Here is an 18,983-nt window from a genome sequence, read left to right as displayed (position 1 = left end):
GAGGAGAGGCATTTGAGCCCAGCGGACAACGCGACCGCACGTGCACAAAAGGGACGTAACCCCGGCGGCCTGCACCCCGGCGTCGTCGAAGAGGCCGAAATCATCCTCACGTTCGAGGACAACCGCCTCGCCAGCCTCGTTTTCGGACAATACGATCAGAACCTCGCCCACCTGGAGCGCCGTCTCAACGTGACCGCCATTGCCAACGGCAACCGGGTCACCGTGAAAGGCACGCCGGAAGCCTCCGAGATGGCCCGGCGCGTGCTGGAAGGCCTCTACGAGCGCGCCCGCCAGGGCAGAGCCCTCGGAACGGGTGACGTGGACGGCGCCATCGAGGAGAGCACCCTCCAGGGCAGCCTCTTCCCGGCCGCCGAAGAGCAGCCGGCAGCGGGGCTCACCGCCTTCGACCAGATCTCCACGCGCCGGCGCGGGGCGGTGCGCGCCCGCAACGCCGCGCAAAACACCTATATCAAGGCGCTGAAAACCAACGAACTCGTCTTCGCCGAGGGCCCGGCCGGCACCGGCAAGACCTGGCTCGCGGTGGGCTATGCGGTCTCCCTGCTCGAAGCTGGGCAGGTGGACCGCCTGATCATCTCGCGGCCTGCCGTGGAAGCGGGCGAGCGCCTCGGCTTCCTGCCCGGCGACATGCGCGAGAAGGTCGATCCCTATCTGCGCCCGATCTACGACGCGCTCTACGACTTCATGGAAGCGCGCCACGTGGACCGGGGCCTGCAGACTGGCATGATCGAGATCGCGCCGCTCGCCTTCATGCGCGGGCGCACGCTGACCAATGCCCTGGTGCTGCTGGATGAAGCCCAGAACACCACCACGATGCAGATGAAGATGTTCCTGACCCGCCTCGGCGAGGGCTCGCGCATGATCATCACTGGCGACCCCTCGCAGATCGACCTGCCACCCGGCCAGAAATCGGGTCTTGTCGAGGCCGTGCGGATTCTCGACGGGGTGGAAGGCATCACCCGGGTGACCTTCAAGGAAGTGGACGTGGTGCGCCACGACCTCGTGCGCCGCATCGTGACCGCCTACGACAAGGCTGCCCGCGAAGCGCCGCCGGAGCCGCCGCGCCAGGATTACCGGGACCGCAGGCCGTGATCACCCTCGACACCATGATCGAGGCGGGCGACTGGAGCCGCCTCGAAGACGCAGAGGCTCTGGCTCAGAAGGCGGCGCAAGCCGCGCTCGCCGTCACCTACGAGTCGGACGGGGATTTCGAGGCGAGCGTCATGCTCACCGACGATGCGCAGATCCAGGAGCTGAACCGCACCTGGCGGAACAAGGACAAGCCCACCAACGTGCTGTCCTTCCCGGCGCCGGAGCAGCCGGGCTTAGGCGGCCCTCGCCATTTGGGCGATATTGCTCTAGCGTACGAAACGCTGGTGCGCGAATCCGAGGAGGAATCCAAGGAGCTTGCGCATCATTTCGCCCATTTGATCGTTCATGGTGTTCTGCATCTTCTCGGCTATGACCACGAGGTCGAGGCGGAGGCGGAGATCATGGAAGGTCTCGAAGTCAAGGCGCTCGCCACCCTTGGCATCGCCAATCCCTATCGCGATATGGCAGCTTGAAGCGCTGACAACCCACGGCAATGAACGAAGATCGAAGTCGTAGCGAACGCCCTGTCCGAACCCTTCCCGAGACAGACGACACACGCGACCACTGGTACGACCGGGTTTTGACCCGTCTCGGCCTGAAACCCCGCGAATCCATCCGCCACGATCTGGAGGATGTTCTCGCGGAAACCGTTGCAGACACGGACTTCTCGCCCCAGGAGCGGGCGATGCTCAAGAACGTGCTCTCCTTCCACCGGATCCGGGTGGAGGACGTGATGGTGCCCCGCGCCGACATCGTGGCGGTGGCATCCGAGACCAATCTCGGCGAGCTCCTGAACCTCTTCCGCACCGCCGGCCATTCGCGCCTGCCCGTCTATGGCGAGACCCTGGACGACCCCAAGGGCATGGTTCACATCCGGGACTTCCTCGACTTCATCGCCATGAGGGCCGATGGCGGCGCCTCGGAAGCGGGTGCAGGTGACGAGACCCCTCCCCCGAGCCTCGGCCAGATCGACCTGTCGATGACGCTCGCCTCCGCCAATATCCTGCGCCCGGTGCTCTTCGTGCCACGCTCCATGCCGGCCATCGACCTCTTGGTGCGGATGCAGGCGACGCGCACCCACATGGCCCTGGTGATCGACGAGTACGGTGGAACCGACGGGCTCGTGTCCATCGAGGATCTCGTCGAGATGGTGGTGGGCGACATCGAGGACGAGCACGACGAAGATGCGACGCTGACTATCGTGGAGGCGGGCGATGGCACCTACATCGCCGATGCCCGTGCGAGCCTCGACGAGGTGAAGGAGACGCTCGGCGTCGACCTCACTGAGGAAGAGGGCGCCGAGGACATCGACACGATCGGCGGCTTCATCGTGACGCTGGCGGGCCGCGTACCGTCCCGCAGCGAGGTGATCGTGGGCCCGGCTGGCCTCGAATTCGAGGTTCTGGATGCCGATCCACGGCGTGTGAAGCGGCTGCGCATCCATCGCCGGGCTGTCGCCTCCACGGAGGTGGAAATCACGGAAGGCCAACCGGTCGCCGCGCGTCCTGAAAGCGCTGCCGCCGAATGATCCTGCTGGCGAAGCGCACCAGCCTCCTGCGAGGCTGGCGCCGATGGCTCACGGCCTTCGCGGCCGGGGCTGTCGGTGCCCTCGCCATGCCGCCCTTCGGATTTCTGCCGGCGCTCGCCCTGTCCCTCGTCCCTGCGATCTGGCTTCTCGATGGGACCATGGGGCAGGGCCCGTCCCGCTGGGCTCCGTTCAAGGCTGCGGCATTTCTTGGTTGGTTCTGGGGCTTCGGCTATTTCGTTGCTGGCCTGTGGTGGCTCGGCGCGGCCTTCCTCGTGGAGGCCGACCAGTTCGCCTGGGCCATGCCCTTCGGAGTTTTGGGCCTGCCGGCGCTACTGGCCTTCTTCTCGGCCTTCGGCTTCGCGCTCGCCCGCCTGCTCTGGCTTCCCGACGCCTGGCGTATCCTTGCCTTTGCGTTCGGCCTTACCGTGGCCGAGTGGTTGCGCGGGCATCTCTTCACCGGCTTTCCCTGGAACAGCCCCGGCATGGCGCTCGGCCAGAACCTCTGGCTGGTGCAATCCGCCTCCCTGGTCGGGCTTTACGGCCTGACCTTCCTGAGCCTCTGCATCGGGGCTGCTCCGGCTGTCCTGCCGACGGGACAGACTGTCCGTGCCCGCTGGACGGCCCCGGCCTTGGCGGCGGCAACGCTCTTCGGTCTTGCTGCTTTCGGCTTCTGGCGGGTGCCGACGGAGGCGTCCGCCACGGTTCCCGACGTGCGCCTGCGCATCATGCAGCCGAACTTAGCCCAGGACGCCAAGTTCAACCCGCACAACCGCGACGCCATCATGCGGCATTACCTGACCTTGAGCGCGCGACCGACGCAAGATGGATCGGCTCCGACGCATATCATATGGCCGGAATCGGCCTTTCCCTTCCTGCTCCATCGCGATCCCGCCTCATTGGCTCAGATCGGGGCCCTTCTGGAGCTCGGCTCCGTTCTGATCACGGGGGCGGCCCGCATGGACGAGCCGCTGCCCGGTGAGGCAGTCGGCAAGTTCTACAACGCCATCCAGGTCATCGACGACCGGGGCACGATCCTCGGCTCCTACGACAAGGTGCATCTGGTGCCCTTCGGCGAGTATGTGCCCCGGGCCCTGGATGCCCTGATCCGGGCTATTGGCCTGCGCCAGTTCGTGCACATTCCGGGCGGGTTCGAGCCTGCCGAAAGACGCATGACGCTCGCGATTCCGGGCTTGCCACCGGTCGCTGCGACGATCTGCTACGAGGCGATCTTTCCCGGGCAGATCCTTGGCGACGGCCCGCGTCCCAATCTCATCCTGAATGTGACCAACGATGCCTGGTTTGGACGAACTCCCGGCCCCTACCAGCATTTCGCGCAGGCGCGGCTTCGAGCGGTCGAGGAAGGCCTGCCGCTGGTGCGGGCTGCCAATACAGGTATCTCGGCTGTGATCGATCCTTTTGGCCGCGTCGTGGCGCAGATTCCACTGGGAGTTGAACATGTAATTGACTCCTCTCTTCCAGTTGCGGAACCGGCCACTCTTTATGATCATTGGGGTAGGTTTTCTTTGACGGCCACGCTTCTGATCTGCTTTATGACCTTGATTGTACGTCGTGGGCATCAAAGAACTTTTCTCTAAGCAAACCATGACCTTACGATACATAATCCTTGGGAAGGAAGTGGGGCCCTATGAAGAAGTCGACAGGCTCTATCGATAAGGAAGTCGGAAGCCGCGTGCGCATGCGCCGTGTGTCCATCGGCATGAGCCAGGAGAAGCTTGGCGACATGCTCGGGCTGACCTTCCAGCAGGTTCAGAAATACGAAAAGGGCATGAACCGGATCAGCGTCGCCCGCCTCATCGAGATCGCCAAGATCCTCGGCGTCGACATTCACTTCTTCCTCGATGGGGTCACGAGCACCACATCCACCCCTGGCTTTGCGGAAGAGAACCCGCCCGCCTATGTGGCCGACATGATGTCGACCCCGGAAGGCCTGCAGCTCGTTCGGCATTTCACCGGGATCAGCAACCCCAAGGTGCGTAAAAGCATCGTCCAGCTCGTCGTCTCCCTGGCTGCTCAGGACGTAGCGGAACGTTCGGCATAAAGAACGCGTTCGCTTGACCTTTCCTTGAGCCTGCGGCATGAGCATGGTTTGAGACCCGCGGGGAACTCGCGGGCTTCCCTTTTCCATTGCCTGAAGGAATTCCGTCGTGCGGCGTTCGAGCTATCTTTTCACCAGTGAGTCGGTGTCCGAGGGGCATCCGGACAAGGTCTGCGACCGGATTTCCGATGCCATCGTCGATGCCTACCTGGCCGCCGAGCCGGAGGCCCGGGTAGCCTGCGAGACGCTCGCCACCACCAATCGCGTCGTCATCGCCGGCGAGGTGCGCGGTCCTGATTCGATCACCAAGGACACAGTGATCGAGCTCGCCCGGGACGCCATCAAGGACATCGGCTACGAGCAGGACGGCTTCCACTGGAAGAACGCTGAGGTCGAGGTCTACCTGCACGCCCAGTCGGCCCACATTGCTCAGGGCGTCGATGCCTCCGGCAACAAGGACGAAGGCGCGGGCGACCAGGGCATCATGTTCGGTTATGCCTGTAACGAGACGCCCGAGCTGATGCCGGCGCCGATCTACTACGCCCACAAGATCCTTGAGAACCTGACCGCTGCCCGCAAAGGCAAGGTGGGCGATGCCGCCAAGCTCGGCCCGGATGCCAAGAGCCAGGTCACGGTGCGCTACGAGAACGGCCGGCCCGTCTCGGCCACCCAGATCGTTCTCTCCACCCAGCACCTCGACGAGAGCCTCTCCTCCGAGGACGTGCGCAGGATCGTCGAGCCCCATATCCGCCAGACCCTGCCCGAAGGCTGGATCTCGAACGATACCATCTGGCACGTGAACCCCACGGGCAAGTTCGTGATCGGCGGTCCCGACGGCGATTGCGGTCTTACCGGCCGCAAGATCATCGTCGACACCTATGGCGGTGCGGCTCCCCACGGCGGCGGCGCCTTCTCCGGCAAGGACCCGACCAAGGTGGACCGTTCGGCCGCCTACGCCGCCCGGTACCTGGCCAAGAACGTGGTGGCGGCCGGCCTTGCCGACCGCTGCACCCTGCAGCTCTCCTATGCGATCGGCGTGGCCAAGCCCCTGTCGATCTACGTGGACCTGCACGACACCGGCCATGTGGACGAGGGCAAGCTCGAGGCCGTGCTCATGGACGCCATGGACCTCTCGCCCCGCGGCATCCGCACCCATCTTGGCCTCAACCGGCCGATCTATGCCCGCACCTCGGCCTATGGCCATTTCGGCCGCAAGCCGGATGCCGATGGCGGCTTCTCCTGGGAGCGCACGGATCTCGCCGATCGCCTGAAGGCGGCGTTCCGCTAACGGCCATTCCGCAGGCCGAGAGCAGCTCGGCCGCACAAACCCACTGAAAAGAGCCGGTTCCCCGTGAGGAGAATCGGCTCTAACTGCATCAGCCGGCCTAAATACGCCGAGTCCATGAATCATATCGTGCCGTCTGCAGGAGCATTTGTCCTATGAGCGAAGCCTCGGAACGCGCCGGCGCCTTCTTCGGGCGCCGGAAAGGCAAGAAGCTTCGCGCGGGACAGGACGAGCTCGTCCAGACTCTGCTGCCCGCGATCCGTGTGGTCCCGGGCCGCGACATTCCAGGCCAGTTCTCGAGCCCTCAGGCGCGGGAAACCTGGCTCGAGATCGGCTTCGGCGGCGGCGAACACCTTGCAGCGCAGGCCCGTGCTCATCGTGACGTCAACATCGTCGGCTGCGAGCCCTTCGTGAATGGCATGGCCAAGCTTCTGGCCGTGATCGAGCAGGAGAATCTCGACAACGTCCGGGTCTGGGACGATGACGTCACCGATCTGCTGCCGACCTTGCCCGACGCCGCCTTCGACCGGGTCTACATCCTTTACCCGGACCCCTGGCCGAAGCGCCGGCAGCGCAAGCGCCGCCTGGTTTCCGAAGAGACCCTCGAGATGCTCGCCCGCGTGATGAAGCCGGGGGCTGAGCTGCGCTTTGCCAGCGACATCGACGATTATATCGGCTGGGTGCTCGCACGAACCCTGCGCTCCCGGCATTTCCGCTGGACTGCCACCCGGGCCGATGATTGGCGAGTTCCTTATGAGGGCTGGCCGGGCACCCGCTACGAGGCCAAAGCCATCCGCGAAGGCCGTGTGCCGAGCTATCTGACCTTCGTGCGGGTCTGACATCGGGCCGCAGAACGCCGAGACGTGGCGGCCTCACGACATGACTCCCGAGGTAACTTCCCGTAAGTGACCTGAGCCGGCGAATGGCGCGATCCGACAGCTCTTATGCAGGACCCTTGCTTTTTTGGGCTTGAATCGCTATAAAGCCGATGTCAGCTCTGGTTGCAGCGTTAAGCTGCTGGTCAAGAGTGGGCCCCGCCGGGTCCGCTCTTTTTTATTGCCTGAATGCCGGAGCGTGCGGAGAGCCATGACAAACGAACGCGACAAGCGGCTGATTACCGAAAACGGCGTGGCCGCCCGAGTGGCGGCGATCGTCGAGCCCGTGATCGAGGATCTGGGCTTCAACCTCGTGCGGGTGCGGGTCACCGGCCAGAACGGATGCACGGTGCAGATCATGGCCGAGAGGCCGGACGGCACCATGTCAGTGAGCGATTGCGAGACGGTGAGCCGGGCGATTTCGCCGGTGCTCGATCTCGAAGATCCCATCGACACCGCCTATTACCTCGAGATCTCCTCCCCGGGGATCGACCGGCCGCTCGTGCGCGAGAGCGATTTCGCGCGCTGGACCGGCTATGACGCGAAAATCGAGATGGCCGTGCCGCTCGAAGGCCGCAAGCGTTTCCGGGGTTTTCTCCGGGGCGTCGAGAACGGGAAGCTCGTTGTCGAGTTGCCTGACGTGAAGGAGGGCCTCGACCCCATCGCGCGTCTGCCCCTGACGGATCTGGGCGAGGCTCACCTCGTTCTGACCGATGACCTCATCCGTGAATCGCTGCGCCGCGGAACCGCGCCGACCACGGACGATCTTGATGAAGACACGGATATGGTCGAAGCGCCCGATGAGGCGCAGGACCCCTCCGATCAGACGAAACCGAACTAAGGAGCGCCCTCGATGGCTATCAGTGCCAACAGGCTTGAACTCTTGCAGATTGCCGATGCGGTCGCCCGCGAGAAGGTGATCGACAAGCAGATCGTCCTCGACGCCATGGCGGACGCCATCGCCAAGGCGGCTCGGTCCCGCTACGGGGCCGAGACCGACATCCATGCCGAGATCAATTCCAAGACCGGCGAGCTGCGCCTGTCGCGGCATCTCCTCGTGGTCGAGGACGGCGCGGTGGAGAACGACTCCCGCGAGATCACCCAGTCCGAGGCCCGCACCCGCCACAACCCGGCGGCCCAGGTGGGCGACGTGATCGCCGACACCCTGCCGCCCTTCGATTTCGGCCGCATCGCCGCCCAGTCGGCCAAGCAGGTGATCGTCCAGAAGGTGCGCGACGCCGAGCGCGACCGCCAGTACCAGGAATACAAGGACCGGATCGGCGAGATCGTGAACGGCGCGGTCAAGCGCGTCGAGTACGGCAACGTGATCGTCGATCTCGGCCGCGGCGAGGCGATCATCCGCCGCGACGAGCTGATCCCGCGCGAGACCTTCCGCCCGGGCGACCGCATCCGCGCCTATCTCTTCGACGTGCGCCGCGAAGCGCGCGGCCCGCAGATCTTCCTGTCCCGCACCCATCCGCAGTTCATGTCAAAGCTCTTCGCGTCCGAAGTGCCGGAGATCTATGACGGCATCGTTACGGTCCAGGCCGTGGCCCGCGATCCGGGCTCGCGCGCCAAGATCGCCGTGATCTCGCGCGACAGCTCCATCGACCCGGTCGGCGCCTGCGTGGGCATGCGCGGCTCCCGCGTTCAGGCGGTGGTGGGCGAGCTCCAGGGCGAGAAGATCGACATCATTCCGTGGTCTCCCGACCAGGCGACCTTCATCGTCAACGCGCTCCAGCCGGCCGAGGTGGTCAAGGTGGTGCTCGACGAGGAAGCCGACCGCATCGAGGTGGTGGTGCCCGACGACCAGCTGTCGCTCGCCATCGGCCGCCGCGGCCAGAACGTGCGTCTGGCCTCGCAGCTCACCGGCTGGGACATCGACATCCTGACCGAGGCTGAGGAATCCGAGCGCCGCCAGAAGGAATTCGCCGAGCGCACCGAACTCTTCATGAACGCGCTCGACGTGGACGAGGTCGTGGGCCAGCTCCTGGCCTCCGAAGGCTTCCGCTCCGTCGAGGAAATCGCCTATGTGGATGCCAGCGAAGTGGCCGCCATCGAGGGCTTCGACGAGGACACGGCCGCCGAGATCCAGAGCCGGGCGCAGGAATATCTCGCCCGCATCGAGGCCGAGAACGACGCCCGCCGCCAGGAACTGGGCGTCTCCGACGACCTGAAGGAGATCGACGGCGTCACCAGCGCCATGATGGTGGCTCTCGGCGAGAACGACATCAAGAATGTCGAGGATTTGGCCGGCTGCGCCACCGACGATCTCGTCGGCTGGACGGAAGGCCGCGGCCCCGAGGCCACCCGCTACAAGGGTGCCCTCGACGGCTTCGAGGTATCCCGTGCGGATGCCGAGAACATGATCATGGCCGCCCGCGTGAAGGCGGGCTGGATCGAGCAGCCGGAAGAGACAGTTGAGACTGAGGGATCGGCCGAAGAGGCCGAGACCGAAGCTCAGCCGTCCTGACGGCAATGGCAAAGCGAGGTCAGCATTCGTGCCGCGGCATGAACCGGAGCGCACCTGCATCGTCACCCGCGAGGCGAAAGGCCCCGCGGGACTAATCCGCTTTGTCCTCGGGCCCGACCACCAGGTCGTGCCCGATCTCAGACAGAAGCTGCCGGGCCGCGGCGTCTGGGTCACGGCCCGCGCCAGCATGGTGGAAGAGGCGGCCAAACGTCGCCTCTTCGCCCGCGCCTTCAAGGCCGAGGCCAAGGTTCCGGAGACCTTAGGCCAGGATATCGAGCGTCTTCTCCGGGACGATCTCCGGCAGGGCCTGGCTCTCGCCAACAAGGCCGGATCCGTGATCACCGGCTTCCATAAGGTCGAGTCGACCATCACGGATAAGCCCATCGTTGCCCTTATTCATGCCGCAGAAGCGGCCGAAGATGGGCGAAGAAAATTGGCAAACCAGTTGCGAAAACGCTTCGGCGAGGCAATATCTAGCTTTCCGGTCATCCAAGAACTGTCGAACGACGAATTGGATTTGGCATTAGGCCGGTCAAATGTGATACATGCTGCCCTCGTCGCGGGCGCTGGGAGCGACGGCTTTCTGAACCGCTGGCATCGGTACCGCGTCTTTCGCGGCATCGACGCCGATCAAACTGGCCTCGGAAACGAGACCGGCGAACCCACGACTATGAAACCCGCAGGAACTGAGGCGGAATGACCGATACGAAAAACCAGGGCGACAAGACTCTTCATGTGTCGTCCAAGACGCTTTCTCTGAAGCGCCCCGTCGAACAGGGCGTGGTGCGCCAAAGCTTCTCCCATGGCCGGTCCAAGTCGGTTGTGGTCGAGACGGTGAAGCGTCGCCCTGCCGTTGGCCCCACCGGGGGCAAGGAAGACAGGCCCGCGCCGCAACAGGCAGCGGCCCCCGTTCCTGCGCCCAAGCCTGCCGCACCGGCTCCGACCCCGAAGCCGGCCGCGCCCGCCCAGGGCGCCCGCCCGCCGCGGTCCACTCCCAATACGCCCCGGTCCGGCGGCATGGTGCTGCAGACGCTCTCCGAGCAGGAGCGCGATGCGCGCATGAACGCGCTCGTCGACGCGCGCCGCCGTGACGAGGAAGACCGCAAGAGACAGGCCGAGGAGGCAGCACGCCGCTCCGAGCGCGAAGCCGCCGAGGCCCAGGAGCGCGAAGCCGCCGAAGCCCGCAAGCGCGAGGAAGACGATCGCCGTCGCCAGGATGAGGAGCGCAAGCGCCGCGCCGAGGACGAAGCTCGCCGCCGTCTCGGGGAGGAAGCCCCGCGTCAGGCATCCGCAACGGCTCCGGCCGGGCGTGGACCGGCCCCGCGCTCCGATGCTCCGCGCTCTGACCGGCCTCGCCAGGATGGACCTCGTCCAGCCGGCCGTTTCGATGGCCCGCGTCCCTCCGGCCCGCGTCAGGACGGTCCCCGTCCGGGTGGTTTCGGTGGCCCGCGCAGCGGTGGCGGCACCATGGGTGGCCGTCCGCCGAGCCTGAACCACATGGCCCGTCCGGCCGCACCCGTTGCGCCCGATCCGGAAACCGCGAAGCCGAATGTCCGTTCGGCTCCTCCCGTCGCAGCCCGCGCTGCCGTGGCGGATGACGAGGAGGGTGCACGCACCATCCGGCGTCCCGGCGTCCCGGCCAAGCCCGCAGCCCTGCCCAAGACCCCCAAGACGGCTCCCGGCGAGGAGAAGCGCCGCGGTCGTCTGACGCTCGCGAACGCGACCTCGGGCGAAGACGAGCGGACACGCTCGCTCGCCGCCTTCCGTCGCCGCAATCAGCGTCTCATGGGCCACCGCCAGGTGGAGCAGAAGGAAAAGATCGCCCGCGAGGTGATCATTCCCGAGACGATCACGATCCAGGAACTGGCGAACCGCATGTCGGAACGCGCCGTGGACGTGATCAAGATGCTGATGAAGCAAGGCCAGATGCACAAGATCACCGACGTGATCGATTCCGACTCAGCCCAGCTGATCGCGGAAGAGCTCGGCCACACGGTGAAGCGCGTCGCGGAATCCGACGTCGAGGAAGGCCTGTTCGACACCCCGGACGTGGATGACAACCTCGTCACCCGTCCGCCGGTCGTGACCATCATGGGCCACGTAGACCACGGCAAGACCTCGCTGCTCGACGCGATCCGCAAGACCAACGTGGTGTCCGGCGAAGCCGGCGGCATCACCCAGCATATCGGCGCCTATCAGGTGACCTCGCCGCTCGGCGGCAAGATCACCTTCATCGATACGCCAGGCCACGCGGCCTTCACGGCCATGCGTGCCCGCGGCGCCAAGGTGACGGACATCGTCGTGCTGGTGGTGGCGGCTGACGACGGCGTCATGCCGCAGACCATCGAGGCGATCAACCACGCGCAAGCCGCCAGCGTGCCCCTGATCGTGGCGATCAACAAGATCGACAAGCCGAACGCGAACCCGCAGCGGGTGCGCACTGAGCTGTTGCAGCACTCCATCGTCGTCGAGTCGATGGGCGGAGAGACCCTCGAATTCGAGGTCTCGGCCAAAACCGGCGACGGCCTCGAGACCCTGCTCGAAGGTCTTCAGCTCCAGGCTGAAATCCTCGATCTCAAGGCCAATACCGAGCGCTCGGCGGAAGGCACCGTCATCGAGGCGAAGCTCGATCGCGGCCGCGGTCCCGTGGCGACCGTGCTCGTGCAGCGCGGAACGCTCCGCACCGGCGACATCGTCGTGGCCGGCGCCGAATGGGGCCGCGTGCGTGCCCTGATCAACGATCTCGGCGCCAACGTGAAGGAGGCTGGTCCCTCCGTCCCGGTCGAGGTGCTGGGCTTCAACGGCACGCCTGAGGCCGGCGACCGCGTTGCGGTGGTCGAGTCCGAGGCCCGCGCCCGCGAGGTCACCGAGTACCGTACCCGCCAGAAGCGCGAGCGTCAGGCGGCCCGCATGGGCTCGGCCGGTCGCACGCTGGCCGACATGATGCAAGACCTCAAGGCCGGAGCGGGCCGCAAGGAATTCCCGCTCGTGGTCAGGGCCGACGTGCAGGGCTCGGCGGAAGCCATCGTGGGCGCTCTCGAGAAGGTCGGCAACGAGGAAGTTTCCGCCCGCATCATCCAGGCCGGTGTTGGCGGCATCTCGGAATCGGACGTCACCCTGGCGGAAGCCTCGAACGCCATCATCTTGGCCTTCAACGTGCGTGCCCACAAGGAAGCGCGCGAGGCGGCCGAGCGTGCCGGCATCGAGATCCGCTACTACAACATCATCTACGACCTCGTGGATGACGTGAAGGCGGCTATGTCCGGTCTGCTCGCTCCGACACTCCGCGAGGAGCGGCTCGGCGAGGCGCAGATCCTCGAGGTGTTCAACGTGTCCAAGGTCGGCAAGATCGCCGGCTGCCGCGTCCTCGACGGCGTGGTCCAGCGCGGCGCTCATGTCCGCCTGATCCGCGACAACGTGGTCATCCACGAAGGCAGGCTCTCGCAGCTCAAGCGCTTCAAGGACGATGCCCGCGAGGTCACCTCGGGTCAGGAATGCGGTATGTCCTTCGAGAACTACCAGGACATGCGCGTCGGCGACCAGATCGAGTGCTACCGCGTGGAAGAGGTGAAGCGGTCGCTGTAAGCCGCTTCGCTCCTTTTAGTCCCTGAACATTGCGTCATCACCGGGCTTGTCCCGGTGATCTCGCTTTGAGGCACGCAAGTTTACCCTCGCGAAAGGTCGGTTGATCCGGCCACCTCTCTCGCAATGGTCCGGTCCAACCCCGGAGATTCAACAATGGCCAAACGTTTCGAACAAACCACTGGACCCTCCCAGCGCCAGCAGCGCGTGGCCGAGCTTATTCGCCATGCGCTCGCAGAAGTTCTCTCCCGCGGCGATCTTCAGGATGACGTGCTGACGCGGAATGTCATCACGATTCCCGAAGTGCGCATGTCGCCGGATCTCAAGCTCGCCACCGCCTACATCATGCCGCTGGGCGGCAAGGATGAGGACGCGGTGCTGAAAGCGCTCGAGAAAAACAAGAAGCACCTGCGCCAGGAGGTAGCCCGCCGGGTGAACCTGAAATTCGCCCCCGACCTGCGCTTCCGCCGCGACGAGAGCTTCGACGAGGCGGCCCGCATCGACGCGCTCCTGCGCACCGAGCGGGTGGCCCGCGATACGGGCAGGGCCGGCCCCGCCGTGTCCGACGACGAGAACGACGAGCAGGGTTCATGAGCGAAGAACGCCCGCAGCGGAGGCCCCACGGGGACCGACCGAAGAAGCGCGACGTCAATGGCTGGATCATCCTCGACAAGGGCGTCGGCATGACCTCGACCCATGCGGTCGCGGTGGTCAAGCGCGGCCTCTCGGCCAAGAAGGCCGGGCACGCCGGCACCCTCGATCCGCTCGCTTCAGGCATCCTGCCGATCGCGCTGGGCGAGGCCACCAAGACCGTGCCCTTCGTCATGGACGGGCGCAAATCCTACGTGTTCACCGTGGCCTGGGGTGCGGAAACGAATACGGACGACACCGAGGGCGAAATCGTCGAGCGGACCGACAGGCTGCCCGATCCAGCCGACATCGAGGCGCTTCTGCCCCGCTTCACCGGTCAGGTGCAGCAGGTGCCGCCGCGCTTTTCCGCCATCAAGATCGCCGGCGAGCGCGCCTATGACCTTGCCCGCGACGGCGAGGTGGTGGAGCTGCAGGCGCGCACCGTGGAGATCGACCGGCTTGCGCTCGTGCATCACGACGGCAACCGCTCGATCATCGAGGCTGATTGCGGCAAGGGCACCTATGTGCGGGCCATCGCCCGCGATCTGGGCCGGACCCTCGGCTGCCTGGGCCACATCGCGGCGCTCAGGCGCACCCGCGTCGGCCCCTTCACGGAGCACGATGCTGTGACCGTGGATGATGTCGCCACCGACCCGGCGGCCCTGCGGCCCGTGGAAACGGCGCTCAGCGAGATCCCGTCGATCGCGGTGAGCCGCGACATGGCCGGGCGCCTGATGCGCGGCCAGTCCATCATCCTGCGCGGGCGCGAGGCGCCCCTGTCGGGGAAGGTCTACGCCACCTGCAACGGCGTGCTCATCGCCGTGGGCGACGTGGAACGCGGCGAACTCGTGCCGCACCGGGTGTTCAACCTGGGTGTCTGACATGCGTTATCCCGGGGCCGCGTCAGCGGAACCCGGGATCGTTTTACGAATACAGTGCCAGTCTCGTCCCACGATCCCGGATCGGCTTGCGCCATCCGGGATGACCGCATCGGACTTTACCGGTCGGCCTTCAGCCCCTGCGCCGAGCGCGACAGGAACTTCTGGGTGATCGGCACGATCATGTCGTAAACCGCCTGGGCGGTCTTTTCCTCTTCACGCAGGCTCTCCTGAAGAGCCGGAATGAACTTCTGGTTTCCAGAGGCTTCAGCCATGGCGATCAGGGACTTGTAGGACGCAATCTCGAAATTCTCGAAGGCGTGATTGGCGAAGGTGTTCTTCAGAACCTCGTCGGCCATCGGCATGTGGCCGGCCGCCGCCAGATTGGCCATGAACTGGGTGGCCATATCCTTCAGGATCGAGCGATCGGCACCGAAGCTGTGCAGGGCCTCGTCGAGGCGGCGGATCTGGCCTTCGGTTTCCACGATGTGCCGGCGCAGAAGGTCCGACATTTCCGGATAATTCTCGAACCGCTCGACCTGCCGCTCCATGAGCTGAATAGCCTGCTTCTCAAGGGCGTGGGCGTTTTCGAGGCCGGTGATGAAGATGTTCCGAATGTCTTCAGATGACGTAAGGTCGGCCATGCCAGTCGTGGCAGTCATGATGCTGATTTCCTATCTTGGGGGTGTCCTGTTCACCAACCGTGACCTGGAAAACTTGTTCCGCCAGGAATAGCCGAATCGGCGCATCTTATTGCTCCGCTTGGGAAAAACGATTTCTCTGGCACTTCACGGCATTTCGTGTATGGTGCGCCATCTTTTCGAGGGTCATGCCCCGAAAGACGCGTCCGAGTTCGGACCGCGCTGGACGACATCCCGGCCCGGCCCTTCCGGATGCCCCGGACCCGAAGCCCTGAAGGCCAAGGTCTCCTTATAAAACCAACCTGAAAGGACACACGATGTCGATTACGGCTGAGCGCAAGAACGCGCTTGTAAAGGAATTCGCCCAGAAGGCTGGCGATACCGGCTCCCCCGAGGTGCAGGTCGCTATTCTGACCGAGCGGATCAACAACCTGACCGGTCACTTCAAGAGCCACAACAAGGACAACCACTCCCGTCGTGGCCTCCTGAAGATGGTGTCGTCGCGCCGTTCGCTTCTCGACTATCTGAAGAAGAAGGACGAGAGCCGCTACCGCACGCTGATCGAGAAGCTCGGCATCCGCCGCTAAGCTTCTTCAAAAGACTTCCGTCCGGAGCCCGGCTCCGGACGGTTTCTACACCGGTTCAGACCACGAGGTCCCGGTGTCCTCTGAGGAGGCGGTTGACGCGATGACCATGGCAGGATCGCAAGGGACTTGATGGCGCGGCCTTAAGCCGTATCTCGCAAGTCTCTTGCCGTCTTGCTCATGGCATCGAGCCCCCGCTCCTGCTGTCATGAAAGACGAAAAAGCATGTTCGATACTCAACGCGAAGAACTGATCTGGGCCGGCCGTAAGCTCGTGCTCGAGACGGGCAAGATGGCCCGCCAGGCCGACGGCGCCGTCGTCGCCACCTACGGTGAGACCACCGTTCTCGCCACCGTCGTGTCGGCCAAGGAGCCGAAGCCCGGTTTCGATTTCTTCCCGCTCACGGTGAACTACCAGGAGCGCACCTACGCCGCCGGCCGCATCCCGGGCGGCTATTTCAAGCGCGAAGGCCGTCCGACCGAGAAGGAGACCCTGGTCTCCCGCCTCATCGACCGCCCGATCCGCCCCCTCTTCGTCGAGGGCTACAAGAACGACACCCAGGTTGTCGTGACCGTGCTCTCGCACGATCTCGAGAACGATCCTGACATCGTCGGCATGGTGGCGGCGTCCGCCGCTCTCACCCTCTCGGGCGTTCCCTTCATGGGCCCCGTGGGCGCGGCCCGCGTCGGCTATATCGGCGGTCAGTACAAGCTGAACCCGCCGCTGCAGGAAATGGACCAGACCTCGCTTGACCTCGTGGTCGCCGGCACGGCCGACGCCGTGCTCATGGTCGAGTCCGAGGCGAAGGAACTGGCGGAAGACGTGATGCTCGGCGCCGTGATGTTCGGCCACAAGCACTTCCAGCCGGTGATCGAGGCCATCATCCGCCTCGCCGAGAAGGCCGCCAAGGAGCCGCGCGACTACCAGCCGGCCGATATGTCCGAGGTCGAGCAGGCCGTTCTCGCCATCGCCGAGTCCGAACTGCGCGAAGCCTACAAGATCACCAAGAAGCAGGACCGCTACACCGCCGTCGACGCCGTGAAGGCGAAGGTGATGGCCGAGCTTCTGCCTGCCGACGGTGAGCCGAAGTTCGAGCCCGAGAAGGTCAAGGCGGCCTTCAAGGAAGTGCAGGCCAAGGTCGTGCGCTGGAACATCCTCGACACCGGCTCGCGCATCGACGGCCGCGATCTCAAGACCGTTCGCCAGATCGTTTCCGAAGTCGGCGTTCTGCCCCGCACCCACGGCTCGGCCGTGTTCACCCGCGGCGAGACACAGGCTCTCGTGGTTGCCACGCTCGGCACCGGAGAGGACGAGCAGTTCATCGACCAGTTGGAGGGCACCCGCAAGGAAACCTTCCTGCTGCACTACAACTTCCCGCCCTACTCCGTCGGTGAGACGGGCCGCATGGGCTCGCCCGGCCGCCGCGAAATCGGCCACGGCAAGCTTGCCTGGCGCGCCATCCACCCGATGCTGCCGGCCGCTCACGACTTCCCCTATACGATCCGCGTCGTCAGCGAGATCACCGAGTCGAACGGCTCCTCGTCCATGGCCTCCGTCTGCGGCGCTTCGCTCGCTCTGATGGATGCGGGCGTGCCCCTTCGCCGTCCGGTGGCGGGCATCGCCATGGGCCTCATCCTCGAGGGTGAGCGCTATGCAGTCCTGTCCGACATTCTCGGCGACGAGGATCACCTCGGCGACATGGACTTCAAGGTGGCCGGTACGGAGCAGGGCATCACCTCGCTCCAGATGGACATCAAGATCGCCGGCATCACGGAAGAGATCATGCGCGTGGCCCTGGACCAGGCTCAGGCCGGCCGCACGCACATCCTTGCCGAGATGAACAAGGCTCTGACCGCACCGCGCGCCGAACTCGGCGAGCACGCTCCGCGCATCGAGACCATGCAGATCCCGGTCGACAAGATCCGCGAAGTCATCGGTTCGGGCGGCAAGGTCATCCGCGAGATCGTGGAGAAGACCGGCGCGAAGATCGACATCAACGACGACGGCCTCATCAAGATCGCGTCGGCTGACGGCAAGTCGATCAAGGCGGCCTACAACTGGATCCGCTCCATCGTGGCCGAGCCCGAGATCAACACGATCTACGAGGGCACGGTCGTGAAGGTGATGGAGTTCGGCGCCTTCGTGAACTTCTTCGGTTCCCGCGACGGCCTCGTGCACATCTCGGAGCTCGCCAAGAACCGCGTCGGCAAGGTCACCGATGTGGTCAAGGAAGGCGACAAGGTGAAGGTGAAGTTCCTCGGCATGGACGAGCGCGGCAAGGTCCGTCTCTCCATGAAGGTGGTCAACCAGGAGACTGGCGAAGACATCACCGAGCAGCTCAAGGCCGAACGCGACGCCGAGCGCGCCCAGCGCGACCAGCAGAAGGCTGCCGGCGAGTAAGATCGGTAAGCCTGACGAATAACAAAAGGCGCGGTTTTGAACCGCGCCTTTTTCTTTGGCTCCATGAAAGACTTTACTTCAGTGGAAGATAGATGTCGGTCCGCAACTCAGTGGGAGGCGTATCGCGCGGGCTGTTGAGATAGTCTTCGAAGACAGGCGCATCGGCGGCCTCCCGCCCGGACGAGGGGAGCCACTGACCATAGAGCCAGCTATAGGCTGCATGCATGTCGCCGTAGGGCCCTTTATATTTCAGAACAGCATGATCGCCGCCCCGAACCTGCGTGCTGACGAGAGGCGCATCGACCGTCACGGGTTCATTGACGGCAACACAGGCCTTCGATCTCAGTTCGTCCTCGGGAACGCTCGTCGGATCGTCGAGATAGACTCCAACCATTGGCAGGTCCGGCCGAATGAGGCCCCGTTGCGCCAACGTCGTGAACAGCAGATCGAAGCTCTTGCCGATGTTCATGTAGGGACCGCGATGGTCAACAGCGATCAGGGTCTTCGGCGAAATGGTATCAATGCCAACGTCATACATGGTGAGAACTCCTTGGTGAGTGGGGGCCTTGAAGACGGAGTGGCTGCCGACCTCGCGGTAGGTGGCGGGAGGGAGCCCGAAGGCGGCGCTGAAGGCGCGGGTGAACGAGGCTTGACTGTCGTACCCAGCCCGTTCCGCCACTTTTGTGATTGGCATGCTGGTATGGGCCAGATGGGCAGCGGCCCGCTGCAACCTCAGACGCCGGACGGTGGCCGCAACGGTCTCGCCGAAATGGGCGTGGTAGATGCGATGCCAGTGATAGGGCGACAGGCACGCGATCCCGGCCAGCACATCGAGGCTGAGTTCCTCGTCCAGATGATCGTGGATGTAGGAGGAGACCCGCGTGAGGCGGCTGGCGTAGGTCTCTGCGGTGGCTTGTTCCATCGTGGGCATCCGTCTTTCG

At 64.8% G+C, this 18,983-nt stretch carries 17 protein-coding genes; 15 read left to right on the top strand and 2 right to left on the bottom strand.

Going from position 1 to position 18,983, the window contains the following annotated elements; all coding sequences use genetic code 11:
- The first annotated feature begins 12 nt into the window (after positions 1 to 12).
- The 13 genes from JKL45_RS16280 to truB all read left to right on the top strand — a co-directional run bounded on the left by JKL45_RS16280 (position 13) and on the right by truB (position 14,420).
- The gene (locus tag JKL45_RS16280) at positions 13 to 1,110 is read left to right on the top strand and encodes a PhoH family protein (protein WP_201862635.1); all 1,098 of its coding nucleotides are present in this window, start codon (positions 13 to 15) and stop codon (positions 1,108 to 1,110) included.
- On the top strand, positions 1,107 to 1,583 hold the full coding sequence (gene ybeY / locus JKL45_RS16275; RefSeq protein WP_376771043.1) for an rRNA maturation RNase YbeY: 477 nt from the start codon (positions 1,107 to 1,109) through the stop codon (positions 1,581 to 1,583). The genes JKL45_RS16280 and ybeY overlap by 4 nt, the downstream gene beginning before the upstream one ends.
- Positions 1,584 to 1,603: 20 nt before the next feature.
- Positions 1,604 to 2,638, top strand: coding sequence for a hemolysin family protein (locus JKL45_RS16270; protein WP_201862634.1), 1,035 nt, complete (start codon positions 1,604 to 1,606; stop codon positions 2,636 to 2,638).
- On the top strand, positions 2,635 to 4,233 hold the full coding sequence (gene lnt, locus JKL45_RS16265; RefSeq protein WP_201862633.1) for an apolipoprotein N-acyltransferase: 1,599 nt from the start codon (positions 2,635 to 2,637) through the stop codon (positions 4,231 to 4,233). Before JKL45_RS16270 ends, lnt begins: the two co-directional genes overlap by 4 nt.
- A 50-nt stretch (positions 4,234 to 4,283) precedes the next feature.
- The gene (locus JKL45_RS16260; protein WP_201862632.1) at positions 4,284 to 4,697 is read left to right on the top strand and encodes a helix-turn-helix domain-containing protein; all 414 of its coding nucleotides are present in this window, start codon (positions 4,284 to 4,286) and stop codon (positions 4,695 to 4,697) included.
- Positions 4,698 to 4,803: 106 nt separating this feature from the next.
- Entirely contained in the window at positions 4,804 to 5,982 is a 1,179-nt protein-coding gene (gene metK / locus JKL45_RS16255; RefSeq protein WP_201862631.1) for a methionine adenosyltransferase, read from the top strand.
- Between the two features lie 152 nt (positions 5,983 to 6,134).
- Entirely contained in the window at positions 6,135 to 6,818 is a 684-nt protein-coding gene (gene trmB / locus JKL45_RS16250) for a tRNA (guanine(46)-N(7))-methyltransferase TrmB (protein ID WP_201862630.1), read from the top strand.
- 247 nt (positions 6,819 to 7,065) lie between these two features.
- The gene (gene rimP / locus JKL45_RS16245; RefSeq protein WP_201862629.1) at positions 7,066 to 7,695 is read left to right on the top strand and encodes a ribosome maturation factor RimP; all 630 of its coding nucleotides are present in this window, start codon (positions 7,066 to 7,068) and stop codon (positions 7,693 to 7,695) included.
- A gap of 12 nt (positions 7,696 to 7,707) precedes the next feature.
- The gene (gene nusA, locus JKL45_RS16240; protein WP_201862628.1) at positions 7,708 to 9,327 is read left to right on the top strand and encodes a transcription termination factor NusA; all 1,620 of its coding nucleotides are present in this window, start codon (positions 7,708 to 7,710) and stop codon (positions 9,325 to 9,327) included.
- A 28-nt stretch (positions 9,328 to 9,355) separates the two neighbouring features.
- Positions 9,356 to 10,027: an RNA-binding protein gene (locus tag JKL45_RS16235; protein WP_201862627.1), complete on the top strand. Its 672-nt coding sequence runs from the start codon at positions 9,356 to 9,358 to the stop codon at positions 10,025 to 10,027.
- Positions 10,024 to 12,912: a translation initiation factor IF-2 gene (gene infB / locus JKL45_RS16230; protein WP_201862626.1), complete on the top strand. Its 2,889-nt coding sequence runs from the start codon at positions 10,024 to 10,026 to the stop codon at positions 12,910 to 12,912. The genes JKL45_RS16235 and infB overlap by 4 nt, the downstream gene beginning before the upstream one ends.
- A gap of 153 nt (positions 12,913 to 13,065) precedes the next feature.
- Positions 13,066 to 13,503 (top strand): 30S ribosome-binding factor RbfA, encoded by a 438-nt coding sequence (rbfA, locus tag JKL45_RS16225; protein ID WP_201862625.1) that lies wholly within the window; start codon positions 13,066 to 13,068, stop codon positions 13,501 to 13,503.
- On the top strand, positions 13,500 to 14,420 hold the full coding sequence (truB, locus tag JKL45_RS16220; RefSeq protein WP_201862624.1) for a tRNA pseudouridine(55) synthase TruB: 921 nt from the start codon (positions 13,500 to 13,502) through the stop codon (positions 14,418 to 14,420). The genes rbfA and truB overlap by 4 nt, the downstream gene beginning before the upstream one ends.
- Positions 14,421 to 14,536: 116 nt before the next feature.
- Here truB and JKL45_RS16215 read toward each other — a convergent pair whose 3' ends face one another.
- Positions 14,537 to 15,079: a ferritin-like domain-containing protein gene (locus tag JKL45_RS16215; RefSeq protein ID WP_201862623.1), complete on the bottom strand. Its 543-nt coding sequence runs from the start codon at positions 15,077 to 15,079 to the stop codon at positions 14,537 to 14,539.
- A 296-nt stretch (positions 15,080 to 15,375) separates the two neighbouring features.
- On the opposite strand from JKL45_RS16215, the gene rpsO reads away from it, so the two are divergent.
- Both rpsO and pnp read left to right on the top strand, forming a co-directional pair.
- The gene (gene rpsO / locus JKL45_RS16210; RefSeq protein ID WP_036349523.1) at positions 15,376 to 15,645 is read left to right on the top strand and encodes a 30S ribosomal protein S15; all 270 of its coding nucleotides are present in this window, start codon (positions 15,376 to 15,378) and stop codon (positions 15,643 to 15,645) included.
- A 222-nt stretch (positions 15,646 to 15,867) separates the two neighbouring features.
- Entirely contained in the window at positions 15,868 to 18,042 is a 2,175-nt protein-coding gene (gene pnp, locus JKL45_RS16205) for a polyribonucleotide nucleotidyltransferase (RefSeq protein WP_201862622.1), read from the top strand.
- A gap of 73 nt (positions 18,043 to 18,115) precedes the next feature.
- On the opposite strand, the gene JKL45_RS16200 is transcribed toward pnp, so the two are convergent.
- The gene (locus tag JKL45_RS16200) at positions 18,116 to 18,964 is read right to left on the bottom strand and encodes an AraC family transcriptional regulator (RefSeq protein ID WP_201862621.1); all 849 of its coding nucleotides are present in this window, start codon (positions 18,962 to 18,964) and stop codon (positions 18,116 to 18,118) included.
- Positions 18,965 to 18,983: the final 19 nt, after the last annotated feature.

Source organism: Microvirga soli (assembly GCF_016734765.1).
GTDB classification, from domain to species: domain Bacteria; phylum Pseudomonadota; class Alphaproteobacteria; order Rhizobiales; family Beijerinckiaceae; genus Microvirga; species Microvirga soli.
Note: the sequence above shows the minus strand (reverse complement) of the source record. Positions and strands in the feature narration are given on the sequence as shown.

Coding starts and splice junctions, on each gene's coding strand:
- JKL45_RS16215 (WP_201862623.1), bottom strand. CDS start 15,079: ATGACTGCCACGACTGGCATGGCCGACCTTACGTCATCTGAAGACATT.
- JKL45_RS16260 (WP_201862632.1), top strand. CDS start 4,284: ATGAAGAAGTCGACAGGCTCTATCGATAAGGAAGTCGGAAGCCGCGTG.
- rpsO (WP_036349523.1), top strand. CDS start 15,376: ATGTCGATTACGGCTGAGCGCAAGAACGCGCTTGTAAAGGAATTCGCC.
- trmB (WP_201862630.1), top strand. CDS start 6,135: ATGAGCGAAGCCTCGGAACGCGCCGGCGCCTTCTTCGGGCGCCGGAAA.
- JKL45_RS16270 (WP_201862634.1), top strand. CDS start 1,604: ATGAACGAAGATCGAAGTCGTAGCGAACGCCCTGTCCGAACCCTTCCC.
- rbfA (WP_201862625.1), top strand. CDS start 13,066: ATGGCCAAACGTTTCGAACAAACCACTGGACCCTCCCAGCGCCAGCAG.
- lnt (WP_201862633.1), top strand. CDS start 2,635: ATGATCCTGCTGGCGAAGCGCACCAGCCTCCTGCGAGGCTGGCGCCGA.
- JKL45_RS16200 (WP_201862621.1), bottom strand. CDS start 18,964: ATGGAACAAGCCACCGCAGAGACCTACGCCAGCCGCCTCACGCGGGTC.
- truB (WP_201862624.1), top strand. CDS start 13,500: ATGAGCGAAGAACGCCCGCAGCGGAGGCCCCACGGGGACCGACCGAAG.
- infB (WP_201862626.1), top strand. CDS start 10,024: ATGACCGATACGAAAAACCAGGGCGACAAGACTCTTCATGTGTCGTCC.
- rimP (WP_201862629.1), top strand. CDS start 7,066: ATGACAAACGAACGCGACAAGCGGCTGATTACCGAAAACGGCGTGGCC.
- nusA (WP_201862628.1), top strand. CDS start 7,708: ATGGCTATCAGTGCCAACAGGCTTGAACTCTTGCAGATTGCCGATGCG.
- pnp (WP_201862622.1), top strand. CDS start 15,868: ATGTTCGATACTCAACGCGAAGAACTGATCTGGGCCGGCCGTAAGCTC.